The following is a 13,177-nucleotide window of genomic DNA, read 5'->3' as shown; positions in this document are numbered from 1 at the left end:
AGCCGCTAAACCGACAGGAAAACGACAGGGGTTCATATGCAACAAGACATTCTGGCCACTATTAAGCCGTCACCCGCCAGACGTTGGCTTGGCGTCGGGATGCTGAGCATCGTCGGCATTCTGGTCCTGTCGGTGGCACTGGTGCAGCCACCCGAACCCCTTTGGCTGGTTTTTCTGCTGGTTGTTGGCGGCGCTGCGTTCTGGCTGGCATATCGCATGTGGCACGCAACAAATGACTGGATCGAGCTGACGCAATCCGAACTCCGCACCGGGGCAGGGCACCTGATCGCGAAAGTAGAGGATATCGAGGCAGTTGACCGAGGGGTCTTTGCGTTTAAACCTTCGAACGGGTTTCTGTTGAAAACACGCGTTGGCGGAGAAAACAGCTGGGCGCCCGGACTATGGTGGCGTGTGGGGCGCCGGGTGGGTGTCGGCGGCATGACTGCTGCCGCCGAAACCAAATTCATGACGGATGTGCTTAGCTCGTTGTTGCTACATCCACAGGCCCTGCATCCCCTTGACAGAAAATAGGCGAAATATCGGGCGCAGCCACCAGATCAGTAAAGCGTGGGCGAGTGAAAACGAAGTTGGTGAATTCATAATCTTTGGTCAACCAACCGGTTTTGAACAACGGGTCATAGTCGTTCAACGTTTCAACAAGGATCAAAGTGTCCAGGTCCGACATCGGCGGCAGATTTTCTTTTATCCTGTTGATGTTGGCGTTGTTCCATGTGCCAACAAACCCGCAGGTTGTGGACCACTGCACGTAGTGGCGGTCATCGTCCTCTTGATACATGATGAATGACAAACGCATCTTCAGCGTCGAATTGTTGTTCACCATCCGCTGCATCAGGGTGTACATGGAAACCGCATAGGCGTCGGTCAACTCGTCCGTTTCACGCGAAATAAGGTCACCAACAGTGTACGCAGCTTTCAGGTTGGCGGTATTTTGGCGGAACCCGTCAAAGAACGTATACCCGAGCGTGATCGACCAGACAAAAATTGGGAAAACCACAATTCCCTCGAATGCGAGGCCGCCATGTTCGCTGCGGGCGAACCGGGCCAGAAATTGCCGGAAACTTAAAAAATAACGTGTCATTTAAGGCTCCTGAACAAAGGCGGTGATCGCCGTTAGCGTGACCAAGCCATCGTCGCTTTGCAACGCGCGCCCCATCGCGGTGGTCGGGAAAATTGGATCAACTTTGGCACAGGCGCGAAGTATCATCAGTGCGTTTGACGCACCCGCTTCGAAGTTCCGGGCCGGTTTGGCCTCTTCCTCTCTGTTGACGCAATCCGGTGCCACTGGGAAATCCAAGCCGGTAAAGGCGTCCTGAAGGATCATTTCCAGCCTGAGGTTGCGGGAACAGCTTGGGATAATTCCCGCTCTGTCGCAGATATCTTCCTTGATCGTGTCGTGAGTGATCACGGAATCGGTTCCCAGGCGAATATCGCGTACGACGATATCTATTGAGCGTTCCAGCAACGACTGCTGAATCGTGACCATCGAGTATTCGACAGCACCCATGATGAAGAAGAGATAGGCCGGAAAGATCAAGACAAACTCAACGGTCAACGACCCGTTTTCAGACCGCTTGAACCGAACGAGTTTCTTTAGAAGCTTGCGGATCATTGTGTCAGCCTCAGTCGTTTGATCGACGAGGCAATGGAGCGGAATGCCTCTTCGAGCGTAAGGTTCTCATCACCCAGATTGCCGGTACTGTTGACCTCATAAACCATGCTGGGCTTGGTGGCGCAGTTTTCGATCGTGGTCAGACCTGCGTCAGGCGCCTCGAAAGCAATGCCGTAAACCAGCACCCCTTTGTTTTTGATGGCAGAGCAAATGTCATTTGTACGCGTGTTCTTGGTACTTCTTGAAACCGACGAATAGGCATTTGAATACCAGTCGCTGAGTGCGCTGCTATCCCATGGATAAAAGTTGTTCAGTGCGTTCCAGCGGAGCGATGTGAGAGCGAAAAGCTCTGGGTAAGTCAGGCGAACGGCGGTACCGTCCTCACTGTCCATGTCCCCAAAGCGGTGATCCATGTTCCACCGTTCCTGACGAGACCAGTAGTACCGGTTCGGATTTGTTGACATGCGGACGCTGTACTCGCCTTGAACCGTCACCGTTTCCCATCTGCGAGTGTCCCAGTTGTACCTGGATTCCTCTTGCGAATAGTTGGGATTGTACCAAACAGGGGAATCCCCGCTGCGCAACGAACTTCTCAGTTTCCACTGACTGGTGTTGTATCCGTCGGTCATGACGATGATGACCTTCTGAACATCAGACGTGTATTCCTTGGGGCGGTTTGCGAATTCTTTCGGGACGACCGTCGGTGCATCCTCTGCTTCCGAGTCCGGGTCTTTTTTCTGATTTGCCAACTTGGAAATGATGGGCTGGAAAGCGGGATCCATCAGCGCCGCAGCCCATTTCATTCCAATGTCAATTGACGTGTTGCCGCTCGCAGTCAGCGCGTCAATCTGGCCATGAAGTTCCGAAATGTCGTTCGTCACCGGAGTGATCTCACTGCCGGCTCGGGTGGGGCAGGTTGGTCTGCGGTTGTGTTCCCACTGGTAGGCAGCGCTGTTCGATCTGTACCGGTCGAAATGCGCCGTACGTTCAAGCACAGTTGAGGGCTTCACGTTGTGTTCTTTGAATTGACTACCCGTGAAGTTCACGCAGTGAGAGTAGTTATGTTCATTGGATACACCGGTGAAATTGCCCAGAATGTTCTCGCCGGCATTTACTTGTGTGGCATAAGGAATAATCGAGATCGAAATCTTCTCGGGATTTTCCTTTTCGTACATTGTCGTCACAAATTCCTTGGCCGCTTCCCGCAGAACCTGAATCTTGTCTTTCCCGGCCTCGGCAGACGGATCGTCCATCGACCCGGACATGTCGAGAACCAGCGAAATCTCGATCGCGCCCACGGATTCTTCCGCCGTGCTGGTAACCGAAGCCCTAAGTTCGGGGATGCCCGCAAAATACATGAAGGCCGTTTTGACGACAGTTTCCGCCTCGGCCGTCACCCGTCTTGAGCCGAAACCCGGTGTAACGGCAGGTTCTTTCGTCAACCGGCCTCTGACGCCGGACTTTTTGAAATAGTCTTTGACGACTTCCGCCGGGGGCAATTCCTGATCCAGGTCGGCGGCCGCCAGAACCGCACGGTCCAGTGTCGCCTGCAGGTTCGCCCTGTCGCGCTCAAAGTGCATCATGTCGACGCCCATGCCGGTCAGCGTGATGATTATGATGAAGCCGGTCAGCACGAAGATCGTGAACACCCCACCATCTTCGTCCCGGGCGAAACGACGAGCCGAAGGAGTGAGGCTCTTAAATCTCTTAGAGCCGTTTCTAAAAACGCGCATTATCATTTTGACGACCTCGCTGAGCAGACATCCAAACTGCCAAGGAAATATTAACTTTCAAAAATTAACGCCGAAACGTGGCGGGATTTAGGCGAAAAAGCCGCCGTCTTGACCGGTTTGCCGGAAAAAGCGGGATAATTTGAGTGCGTTAGGTGCTTCTGTTGTCGTATGGGCGACAATTCCGGCAGGGCGATCCGGGGTTGGCGACTCAGGGGGGGCTCGGAAAACGTCCCTCGGGATTTGTCGGTTTTATTTTCGCTTAAATATTGATCGTTTACGTAGTGGGTGCGACAAAACGTCAGAACGTAAGTCGTTCGCTGGCACGGAGGATTATATGACGGCCATCAAAGAACCCAGCTTTCGAGAGAGTGTGGATCTCATGTTCAACAGGGCAGCGTCCCTGATGGATCTGCCTCCGGGGCTGGAGGAAAAGATCCGGGTTTGCAATGCCACCTACACCGTGCGCTTCGGTGTGCGCCTGCGGGGTGAAATTCATACCTTTACCGGGTATCGCTCGGTTCATTCCGAACACATGGAGCCGGTGAAGGGCGGTATTCGCTACGCCCTTGCAGTGAACCAGGACGAGGTCGAGGCGCTGGCGGCGCTGATGACTTACAAATGTGCTCTGGTCGAAACGCCGTTTGGCGGCTCGAAGGGGGGTCTGTGCATCGATCCCCGCCAATATGAAGAGCATGAGCTTGAGCAGATCACCCGGCGGTTCGCCTATGAACTGGCCAAGCGCGACCTGATCAACCCGTCTCAGAACGTGCCCGCGCCGGATATGGGCACGGGCGAGCGTGAGATGGCCTGGATGGCAGACCAATACGCCCGCATGAACACGACCGATATCAACGCGCGCGCCAGTGTGACGGGCAAGCCGCTGAATGCGGGGGGTATCTCGGGACGGGTCGAGGCGACCGGGCGGGGCATCCAATACGCGCTGCGCGAGTTTTTCCGCCACCCCGAGGATGTGCAGAAGGCGGGCCTGTCGGGCAAGCTGGATGGCAAACGCATCATCGTTCAAGGGTTGGGCAACGTGGGCTACCACGCGGCCAAGTTCCTGAGCGAGGAGGACGGCTCGCGGATCGTTGGCATCATTGAATGGGACGGTGCGCTGTACAATCCCGACGGGATCGACGTTGAATCCGTCCGGCAGTGGATCGTGAAGCATGGCGGCGTCAGCAATTACCCGGATGCCACGCATTCGGCCGAGGGGACCGAGGTTCTTGAGGCGGAATGCGATATCCTCATCCCGGCGGCGCTTGAGGGTGTGATCAACCTGTCCAATGCCGAGCGGATCAAGGCGCCGCTGATCATCGAGGCGGCGAATGGTCCTGTGACAGCGGGCGCGGATGAGATTCTGCGCAAAAAAGGCACAGTGATCATCCCGGACATGTACGCGAATGCGGGCGGTGTGACGGTGTCCTACTTCGAATGGGTCAAAAACCTGAGCCATATCCGCTTTGGCCGGATGCAGCGCCGTCAGGAAGAGGCGCGGCACGAGTTGATCGTCAGCGAACTGGAGCGGCTGGACCGTTACCTGGGCGATGCGTGGTCGATGTCTCCGGACTTCAAGGCCAAGTACCTTCGCGGTGCGGATGAACTGGAGCTGGTGCGTTCGGGTCTGGATGACACCATGCGCATTGCTTACCAGTCCATGCGTGAGGTGTGGCACAGCCGCGACGATGTCGAGGACTTGCGGACGGCGGCCTATATCGTGGCCATTGACCGCGTTTCGAAAAGCTATCGCGCCAAGGGGCTCTGAGTTCTAGCTGGGGCGGGCGGGTCTGTTCGGTCGCCCCAGCGCAACACGATAGCGAGAGGTGCAAAACGACAATGGCGGGCAAGCCTTGCCAAGGGTAAGCTGCCGCGAAAGAAACGATTCCGGGAGACCCCCATGTTGCGTACCGCCATCGCGGCCCTGTTGCTGGCCACACCTGTGGCTGCTCAGGAAACCAAAGAACAAAGCTGCCGGCATCAGGCCGATGTCGTTGCGGCGATTCAGCAAGCGCGCCTGGATAAGGTAAAGGAACGCGACGTTCCGCAGGCGGTGGCTGATACCAGCCCGACATGGCCCGATAACTATAACAACGCGATTCCTCTGATCACGCCCTGGGTCTATGAACAAAAGATGCGTGACGTCCGCAAAAAAGACCTTGGCGCCGCGTGGCTGGAACTATGCCTGCAGCAATAATCCACAGGACCGACATTTCCCTGTGGACAACCGCGCGTCATCCCCTTGGCGCGCGTTTTCATTTCTGTCAGGTTTGACCCATGTCCCTGCCCCCCGGTTTCCTTGATGAGCTGCGCACCCGGCTGAGCCTGTCTCAGGTCGTTGGGCGCAAAGTCATGTGGGATGCGCGCAAGTCCAATCAGGGCAAGGGCGACATGTGGGCGCCGTGCCCGTTTCACCATGAAAAGACGGCCTCGTTCCATGTGGATGACCACAAGGGGTTTTATTACTGCTTCGGCTGCCACGCCAAAGGCGACGCGATCAGCTTTGTGAAAGAGACCGAGAACGTCTCGTTCATAGAAGCGGTTGAGATTCTGGCCCGTGAGGCCGGAATGCCGATGCCTGCACGTGACCCAAAAGCGCAGGAGAAGCAGGACCGACGCTCGCAATTGGCCGAAGTGATGGAGCAGGCGGTGCAGTTCTTCCGTCTGCAGCTCAAGACTGGGGCAGGGGGCGCTGCTCGCGACTATCTGACCCGCCGCGGGTTGGACGCACAGGCGTTGGAACGGTGGGAGATTGGATTCGCTCCCGACGGCTGGCAGGCTCTTTGGGATCATCTGCGCGGCAAGAACGTGGCCGAGGATTTGATCCTCGGAGCCGGGTTGGCGAAACCTTCGAACAAGGGCAAAAAGCCCTATGACACGTTCCGCAATCGGATCATGTTCCCGATCCGCGACCCGCGCGGGCGGTGCATCGCTTTTGGCGGCCGGGCGATGGACCCCAACGACAACGCGAAATACCTGAACTCACCCGAGACCGATCTTTTTGATAAAGGTCGCAGCCTCTACAATCATGGCCCTGCGCGGCAGGCGGCGGGGAAGGGGCAGCCTCTGATCGTGGCCGAAGGATATATGGACGTGATCGCGCTGGCCGAGGCCGGGTTTGGGGCTTCGGTCGCGCCGTTGGGCACCGCGATTACCGAGCATCAGTTGCAACTGCTCTGGCGTATCTCGGACGAGCCGATCATTGCGTTGGATGGCGACACGGCGGGCCTGCGCGCCGCGATGCGCGCCGTCGATCTGGCCTTGCCGCTGCTGGAGGCAGGAAAATCCCTTCGCTTTGCTCTGATGCCCGAGGGCAAGGACCCGGATGATCTGTTGCGGGCCGAAGGGGCGGGCGCGGTGCAGGCCGTGCTGGACGGGGCCATCCCAATGGTCAAGCTGCTGTGGCAGCGCGAAACCGAGGGCAAGGTGTTCGACAGCCCCGAGCGCAAGGCGGCACTGGACAAGGTGCTACGCGACAAGATCAAGCTGATCCGTGATCCCTCGATCCGCTCGCATTACGGGCAGGAAATCAAAGACCTGCGCTGGCAACTGTTCCGCCCGCAGCGGCAAGCTCAGAACCGCCCATGGCAGCCGCGCGGCAAGTGGCAACCGCAGAAACAGCCTGCAACGCCCGGCGCGCGGGCCTCATTCCTGGCGTCATCCGAGGGGGCGGAAATTCAACTGCGTGAAGCGGCGATTCTGGCAATCGCGGCGTTGAACCCGCAGGTCGTCGTGCAATTCGAGCACCAGTTGGAAGAGATGGAGTGCCGTGACCCCGATCACGCGTCCCTGCGCCATGCCATTCTGCGCCATGCGATTGATGACCCGGATCACCTGCAGGACCACATTGCTGAAACTTTGGGGCCGGAAGCCCTTGAAAACCTGCTGGCCCTTCGCCATGTCGCAGTAATCCCCTGTGTGCACAAACCGGGCGACGTTGAAAAGGCCGAGATGACGCTGGCCGAGGAACTCGCAAAGATCAAAGCTCTCAGGGGGTTGGATGCTGAGATTGCCGAAGCTGCAGAGGAACTGTCCGATCTGGCCGATGAGGCGCTGACATACCGGCTGGCCCAGGCCGCCGAAGAGCGCAACCGCACAAGCCGCAGCCAGAACGAGGACAGGGCCGTTTTCGACATCGCCGACAATGGCGCGCGAATCAACCGCGACGAGAAAGACGCGTTCAAGGCAATCACGTCCGGGATCAATTTTGAACGGAAACGCCGCTAAACTGGTGTTTTCGTAAGGCACTGGAAAAGAAAAACAGGTAAACGGGTGGCCGAATCACTTCTACGCGCTAATGATTCGGTACAGACGAATCACCCATCCCTGCAGGAGCATTGAATGGCCGCCAAAGACACGACCGAAGATCGCAAATCCGACGAGCAGGAACAGGAAATCTCGCTGGACATGAGCCAGGCCCAGGTCAAGAAGATGATCGCCGAGGCCCGTGAGAAAGGGTACATCACCTACGACCAGCTTAATCAGGTTCTGCCGCCGGATCAGGTCAGCTCGGAACAGATCGAAGACGTTATGTCGATGCTGTCCGAGATGGGCATCAACATCATCGAAGATGAAGAGGCCGAAGAGGAAGAGAATAAAGGCTCGACCGAACTGACCACCACCGATAGCAACCGCGAGGTTGCGCTGGCCGGGGCCGCCACCGAAAAGCTGGATCGCACCGACGACCCCGTCCGCATGTATCTGCGCGAGATGGGTTCGGTTGAACTGCTGAGCCGCGAGGGCGAGATCGCCATCGCAAAGCGGATCGAGGCCGGTCGTAACACCATGATCGCCGGTCTGTGCGAAAGCCCGCTGACCTTCCAGGCGATCACCATCTGGCACGACGAATTGCTGTCCGAAGATATTCTGCTGCGCGACGTCATCGATCTGGAGGCCACCTTTGGCAACCAGATGGACGAAGACGGCGATGTCGAAGAACCTGTCGTCGACACTTCGGCGGTGCAGGCGTCCAAGCCTGCTAAGGAAACCGGCCCGGAGCTGGATGCCGATGGCAATCCGATTGCCAACGACGATGATGATGACGACGACGATCAGGCCAACATGTCGCTGGCTGCGATGGAAGCGGCCCTGAAAGATCAGGTTCTGACCACGCTGGAACGCATCTCGACCGACTTCTCGATGTTGTCGGAAATGCAGGACAGCCGGATCTCGGCCACGCTGAACGAGGATGGATCGTTCAGCGAAAAGGACGAAGAGACCTATCAGAAGCTGCGCGCTGAGATTGTCGAACTGGTGAACGGGCTGCACCTGCACAACAACAGGATCGAGGCGTTGATCGACCAGTTGTATGGCATCAACCGTCGCATCATGTCGCTGGACAGCGCGATGGTGAAACTGGCCGACCAGGCCCGTATCAACCGTCGTGAGTTCATCGACGCCTATCGTGGCCGCGAACTGGATCCAAACTGGCTGGCCGAAATGGCCGAAAAGCCGGGCCGGGGCTGGCAGATGTTCATCGAACGCTCGACCGCCAAGGTCGAGGAACTGCGCAACGACATGGCTCAGGTCGGTCAATATGTCGGTCTGGACATCAGCGAATTCCGCCGCATCGTTCAGCAGGTTCAGAAGGGTGAGAAAGAAGCCCGTCAGGCCAAGAAGGAAATGGTCGAAGCCAACCTGCGTCTGGTGATCTCGATCGCCAAAAAGTACACGAACCGTGGCCTGCAATTCCTTGATCTTATTCAGGAAGGTAACATCGGCCTGATGAAGGCGGTGGATAAGTTCGAATACCGCCGCGGCTACAAGTTCTCGACCTATGCAACGTGGTGGATCCGTCAGGCGATCACGCGCTCGATCGCGGATCAGGCGCGCACGATCCGTATTCCGGTTCACATGATCGAAACGATCAACAAGCTGGTCCGGACCGGTCGCCAGATGCTGCATGAAATCGGTCGCGAGCCGACGCCGGAAGAACTGGCCGAAAAGCTGCAGATGCCGCTTGAGAAGGTTCGCAAGGTGATGAAAATCGCCAAAGAGCCGATCTCTCTGGAAACGCCGATTGGCGACGAGGAAGACAGCCAGCTGGGCGATTTCATCGAGGACAAGAATGCCGTGCTGCCGCTTGACAGTGCCATTCAGGAAAACCTCAAGGAAACCACGACGCGCGTTCTGGCTTCGCTCACCCCGCGTGAGGAACGGGTTCTGCGGATGCGGTTCGGCATTGGCATGAATACCGACCATACGCTGGAGGAGGTCGGCCAGCAGTTCAGCGTGACCCGCGAACGTATCCGCCAGATCGAGGCGAAGGCGCTGCGCAAGCTCAAGCACCCAAGCCGATCGCGAAAGCTGCGATCTTTCCTGGATCAGTAAAGTTAAAGGCGCCTCAGTTGAGGCGCCTTTTTTCTTGCGACAGGTCCTTTCAGGTTGACCAGTTCAACGATCAATTTGGCGGCAACTCACAAGTCTCAGCCCCAAGACGTCTTTATATCCTTTGTGTCCACTCATGGGACAGGCCGGGGCGAGGTGGCAACGCCGATGACCCCCGGCCACTCGCTTCAGGGGCTTTTCGGAAAATCCAGACGGCCGCGAAAGGTGCTGGGGGCCTGGCCGGTCCAGCGCTTGAAGGCGGTTGAAAATGCGGGCTGATCCGAATAGCCCAGCGAAAAGGCAATCTCGGACAGGGGCATCCCGTTGGTGATGAAGGTCTGCGCCAGATCGCAGCGCAGATCATCGACGATATCGCGATAGCTCACCCCCTCATCCTTGAGTCGCCGGGCAAAGGTGCGTGGGCTCATCCCCAGATTGGCAGCGGCTTCGTCGGCATTGATGACTGTGCCGGGCAGGGACCGGGTGATCAGCCCTTCGACCTGCGCGCGCAGCTTTTGCTTGGGTGAACGCCGCTCGGCCAATACGCGTTCTCCGTATTCCAGAAGATGCGCCCGCAGGTTCGGGTCATAGGTTGGAACCGGCAAATCCAGCGCCGAAGGTGCGACCGCGATCTCAAGCCGTTCGGCACCGAAAACAACGGGACACCCCGCAAGCTTTTGAAAGTTGTCCTTTTTTTCGCCAACCTCGTGCTGAAACCTGATTTCGATGGGAAAGAAATTTGTTTGCGTCAAGGCGCGCATCCGGGCCAACCCGGTGAACAGCAGGAACTCGGTCCTGCGGTGGTACCGGGCAAAACTGGCGTCTTTCCAATCGGCCTCGATGGTGGCGAAATTGCCGGCAAGCCGAAGGCTGAACATCAACGCAGGGTCAATGATCTTGTGAAACCGGGATGTATTCTCCATCACCTGCCGCAGGTCGCGCGAGTATTTGCTGATATAGGCAGTCAGGCTTGAGGCGGATCTGAACTGAAGCCCGGTCTGAGCTGCAAAGGTGATGTCCCCCAACGCGTCGCAGGCATAGCGTACGAACATGGCTTCCTGCTGGGCGGTATAGGCGGTTGCCGGCGGAGCGATGGTTTCCCGGGTCAGGTTGCATTTTTCAAGGATGTGGTCTGACACTTCGGTGCCATTCGTTCTTTGATCAAGCGCTTGGGTTAGCAACTGGATGCGGGCGATATCAACTTCCATGACATTTTCCACCGTATTTCAATGCACTCACGCGCCAAAGCAACGGGATGCGCGGCCTCTGTCCAAAGCAAATGTCTGTTGTCTGGAATTCGAAAGGTTTTGGCGCATGAAAACAAGACCCTTGGGTGGATATTCATTATTTTTGGTTCGTTGTCGGGTCAGCGCCTTGCCGGGGATGGGAGGCAGAGCCCTGGACCGCCCCCCGACCGGTGGCTCCCCGGCACGTTCTTTCGATCTGCGATTGGCCGGATGTCCTCTTGTCGCATTGTCCGGCCAGGGTCGGGGTGAAAGGGTTGAGCCCGAGAGCCATCGGACCCGAAAGACATGCCGACCCCTGTTTTTGCAAACTTCAAGGACATGCAGGATACCATTGTATTTGATGGGGAATGTGTCCTGTGCTCGGGATTCTTTCACTTTATGCTGGCGCGGGACAAAGCGCAGCGCTTCAGGTTCGCAACGGCGCAATCGCCACTAGGCCAACGGCTATACCGCGAGCTTGGCCTGCCAACGCAGGATTTCGAAACCAATCTGGTCATCGTGAATGGCAGAGTGCATCAACGTCTGGATGCTTTTGCCGCCGCGATGAAAAACTTGCCGGGGGGCTGGCCGGTTCTGTCCCTGTGCCGGTTCCTGCCCGGATGGATCAAGGACCCGCTCTATCACTCGATTGCGCGCAACAGATACAAGATCTTCGGGCGCACGCAGACCTGTATGGTCCCGGACCCCGCGCTGCGTGCGCGGTTCCTGCCCGAGGGGTTCTGAGTGCATCCCGATCCCTTCCTGCAATCCCTGCCTGCCGGGGCTGAAGTACCTGCGGCCATACGGCGCCTGCACGAGGCGCCGGGCCAGTACGCTGGACGGTGCAGCATTGTTGGGGGCAGGGGGTGGCTGGTTGCGCTGGCCTTGCGTCTTGGGCGTTTTCCCCGCGATGCCGAAGACATTCCGGTGCAGATCAGAATCGAACGGGACGGGCATGAGTGGCGATGGGCACGGGATTTTGACGGTCACATCACGCGGTCCCGTCTGACTTTTGATCACGGTGATGCATGTGTTCGTGAACAAATGGGGTGGTTGTCCTTTTGGCTGGTGCCCGAAATCTCTGACGGTTGCCTGCTGATCCACATCCGACGTCTCAGCGTGTTGGGTCTGCGCTGTCCCGCCTTTTTGCTGCCGCGCTCTTCAACCGTGGAATGGCAGGACGAAACAGGGCATTTTTGTTTTGACGTGTCGGCTGATATGCCGGTGTTGGGACTGCTGATCCGGTATCGCGGCTGGCTGGCGCCGGTTCACGAACCGCAGCGTCCGGACTGAATTCATCGTGAAGCGGCTTTGTCTGATTTTAAAGTAAGCTAGGTCAATACCTACCTCGAAACAGGAAAGAGTATGATTATGAAAAAGGTCATGACTTACGCAGTATTTGCAGCGCTTGTACTGAGTACTCCGGCCTCGGCCTTCAACGGTCGCCTGGGGTACCAGACGGTTGCGCTAAGCAGCACGGAATTTGAAGTGATCCCCAGAGGGCGCACCGACGTGGACGGGTATTGGTGTGCCGCGGCTGATTTTGCGCGCAGAACTTTAGGGGCAGGCTGGCAGCAGCGTATCTATGTCAAACGCGGATACGGCCCCAGCGAGGCGACGGGCCGCAAAACGGCGGTGCAGTTCTCGCTCACTCCGCCCGGCGGGGCTTCGCAGCAAAGCAGTGGTATCTTCTCGGCAGGGTTCCAGCCGGGGTACAGCATGTCCGTTTCGGCTGCCAATGGCCGGTGCAACGTGCGCCCCTTCGATCGCTGATAGAGGGCCGGCCGCCTGATGCAGACCGAGTTTACGATTTCGACGCGGGGTCCGGGCCTGTACGAATTCACCCCGGACATACATCGGTGGCTGGGTTCGGTTGGGTGTGATGGGTTACTGACCCTGTTCGTGCGGCACACCTCTTGTTCTCTGGTCATTCAGGAAAACGCAGACCCCGAAGTGCAGACGGATTTACACGCCTTTTTCGACCGGCTTGTACCGCCGTCGGATCATCCGGCGATGGCGTATCTGCGCCACACTTATGAAGGCCCGGACGATATGCCTGCCCATATCAAGGCCGCGCTTTTGCCGGTGTCGCTGACGATCCCGGTTGCGTCCGGGCGACCGGTTTTGGGTACGTGGCAGGGGGTTTACCTGTTCGAACATCGCGCCGCGCCGCACCATCGAAAGGTTGCGGCGCATTTCGCGTAGATTCACGATATAGCGGTGAAAAATTCCGACTACCCAAATCCTAGCGGCTACCCTATAGT

The 13,177-nt window shown here is 57.6% G+C and carries 13 protein-coding genes; 9 read left to right on the top strand and 4 right to left on the bottom strand.

Annotation, left to right across the window (positions count from 1 at the left end; all coding sequences use genetic code 11):
* Nucleotides 1-36: 36 nt before the first annotated feature.
* Complete coding sequence (locus tag ACR0NT_RS02920; RefSeq protein WP_170441585.1) at nucleotides 37-531, top strand: hypothetical protein; 495 nt, start codon at nucleotides 37-39, stop codon at nucleotides 529-531.
* Here the strand turns inward: ACR0NT_RS02920 and ACR0NT_RS02915 are convergent.
* From ACR0NT_RS02915 to ACR0NT_RS02905, 3 genes are read right to left on the bottom strand one after another with little or no spacing between them, the layout of a single operon-like run.
* Nucleotides 479-1,099 carry a hypothetical protein gene (locus tag ACR0NT_RS02915; protein ID WP_170441588.1) on the bottom strand — a complete coding sequence of 207 codons (621 nt, stop codon included), beginning with the start codon at nucleotides 1,097-1,099 and terminating at the stop codon, nucleotides 479-481. The two genes, ACR0NT_RS02920 and ACR0NT_RS02915, sit on opposite strands and share 53 nt — an antisense overlap.
* Complete coding sequence (locus ACR0NT_RS02910; protein WP_170441591.1) at nucleotides 1,100-1,630, bottom strand: TadE family protein; 531 nt, start codon at nucleotides 1,628-1,630, stop codon at nucleotides 1,100-1,102.
* Entirely contained in the window at nucleotides 1,627-3,279 is a 1,653-nt protein-coding gene (locus ACR0NT_RS02905; protein ID WP_170670910.1) for a Tad domain-containing protein, read from the bottom strand. The genes ACR0NT_RS02910 and ACR0NT_RS02905 overlap by 4 nt, the downstream gene beginning before the upstream one ends.
* Nucleotides 3,280-3,697: 418 nt before the next feature.
* Here ACR0NT_RS02905 and ACR0NT_RS02900 point away from each other — a divergent pair, with 418 nt between their 5' ends.
* The 4 genes from ACR0NT_RS02900 to rpoD all read left to right on the top strand — a co-directional run bounded on the left by ACR0NT_RS02900 (nucleotide 3,698) and on the right by rpoD (nucleotide 9,690).
* Entirely contained in the window at nucleotides 3,698-5,128 is a 1,431-nt protein-coding gene (locus tag ACR0NT_RS02900; protein ID WP_170670912.1) for a Glu/Leu/Phe/Val family dehydrogenase, read from the top strand.
* A 132-nt stretch (nucleotides 5,129-5,260) separates the two neighbouring features.
* Nucleotides 5,261-5,557 (top strand): hypothetical protein, encoded by a 297-nt coding sequence (locus tag ACR0NT_RS02895; RefSeq protein ID WP_170670914.1) that lies wholly within the window; start codon nucleotides 5,261-5,263, stop codon nucleotides 5,555-5,557.
* A gap of 80 nt (nucleotides 5,558-5,637) precedes the next feature.
* Nucleotides 5,638-7,587, top strand: coding sequence for a DNA primase (gene dnaG / locus ACR0NT_RS02890; protein ID WP_170670916.1), 1,950 nt, complete (start codon nucleotides 5,638-5,640; stop codon nucleotides 7,585-7,587).
* 114 nt (nucleotides 7,588-7,701) lie between these two features.
* Nucleotides 7,702-9,690 carry an RNA polymerase sigma factor RpoD gene (gene rpoD / locus ACR0NT_RS02885; protein ID WP_170441606.1) on the top strand — a complete coding sequence of 663 codons (1,989 nt, stop codon included), beginning with the start codon at nucleotides 7,702-7,704 and terminating at the stop codon, nucleotides 9,688-9,690.
* Nucleotides 9,691-9,875: 185 nt separating this feature from the next.
* On the opposite strand, the gene ACR0NT_RS02880 is transcribed toward rpoD, so the two are convergent.
* Nucleotides 9,876-10,895, bottom strand: coding sequence for an AraC family transcriptional regulator (locus ACR0NT_RS02880; protein WP_170670918.1), 1,020 nt, complete (start codon nucleotides 10,893-10,895; stop codon nucleotides 9,876-9,878).
* Nucleotides 10,896-11,219: 324 nt separating this feature from the next.
* Between ACR0NT_RS02880 and ACR0NT_RS02875 the strand changes: the two genes are divergently transcribed.
* The 4 genes from ACR0NT_RS02875 (at nucleotide 11,220) to ACR0NT_RS02860 (ending at nucleotide 13,118) form a co-directional block, all read left to right on the top strand.
* Nucleotides 11,220-11,657, top strand: a complete 438-nt coding sequence (locus ACR0NT_RS02875) for a DCC1-like thiol-disulfide oxidoreductase family protein (RefSeq protein ID WP_170670920.1) — start codon at nucleotides 11,220-11,222, stop codon at nucleotides 11,655-11,657.
* Nucleotides 11,658-12,206, top strand: coding sequence for a DUF4166 domain-containing protein (locus tag ACR0NT_RS02870; RefSeq protein WP_170670922.1), 549 nt, complete (start codon nucleotides 11,658-11,660; stop codon nucleotides 12,204-12,206).
* A 90-nt stretch (nucleotides 12,207-12,296) separates the two neighbouring features.
* Nucleotides 12,297-12,686, top strand: coding sequence for a hypothetical protein (locus tag ACR0NT_RS02865; protein ID WP_480442588.1), 390 nt, complete (start codon nucleotides 12,297-12,299; stop codon nucleotides 12,684-12,686).
* Nucleotides 12,687-12,704: 18 nt separating this feature from the next.
* Nucleotides 12,705-13,118: a secondary thiamine-phosphate synthase enzyme YjbQ gene (locus ACR0NT_RS02860; RefSeq protein WP_170670924.1), complete on the top strand. Its 414-nt coding sequence runs from the start codon at nucleotides 12,705-12,707 to the stop codon at nucleotides 13,116-13,118.
* Nucleotides 13,119-13,177 lie beyond the last annotated feature (59 nt).

Source organism: Ruegeria sp. AB10 (genome assembly GCF_056542745.1).
The sequence above is the reverse complement of the archived record's forward strand: the minus strand, read 5'-3'. Positions and strand labels throughout refer to the sequence as shown.

Coding starts and splice junctions, on each gene's coding strand:
- ACR0NT_RS02915 (WP_170441588.1), bottom strand. CDS start 1,099: ATGACACGTTATTTTTTAAGTTTCCGGCAATTTCTGGCCCGGTTCGCC.
- ACR0NT_RS02900 (WP_170670912.1), top strand. CDS start 3,698: ATGACGGCCATCAAAGAACCCAGCTTTCGAGAGAGTGTGGATCTCATG.
- ACR0NT_RS02910 (WP_170441591.1), bottom strand. CDS start 1,630: ATGATCCGCAAGCTTCTAAAGAAACTCGTTCGGTTCAAGCGGTCTGAA.
- ACR0NT_RS02920 (WP_170441585.1), top strand. CDS start 37: ATGCAACAAGACATTCTGGCCACTATTAAGCCGTCACCCGCCAGACGT.
- ACR0NT_RS02865 (WP_480442588.1), top strand. CDS start 12,297: ATGACTTACGCAGTATTTGCAGCGCTTGTACTGAGTACTCCGGCCTCG.
- ACR0NT_RS02895 (WP_170670914.1), top strand. CDS start 5,261: ATGTTGCGTACCGCCATCGCGGCCCTGTTGCTGGCCACACCTGTGGCT.
- ACR0NT_RS02860 (WP_170670924.1), top strand. CDS start 12,705: ATGCAGACCGAGTTTACGATTTCGACGCGGGGTCCGGGCCTGTACGAA.
- ACR0NT_RS02875 (WP_170670920.1), top strand. CDS start 11,220: ATGCCGACCCCTGTTTTTGCAAACTTCAAGGACATGCAGGATACCATT.
- rpoD (WP_170441606.1), top strand. CDS start 7,702: ATGGCCGCCAAAGACACGACCGAAGATCGCAAATCCGACGAGCAGGAA.
- dnaG (WP_170670916.1), top strand. CDS start 5,638: ATGTCCCTGCCCCCCGGTTTCCTTGATGAGCTGCGCACCCGGCTGAGC.
- ACR0NT_RS02880 (WP_170670918.1), bottom strand. CDS start 10,895: ATGGAAGTTGATATCGCCCGCATCCAGTTGCTAACCCAAGCGCTTGAT.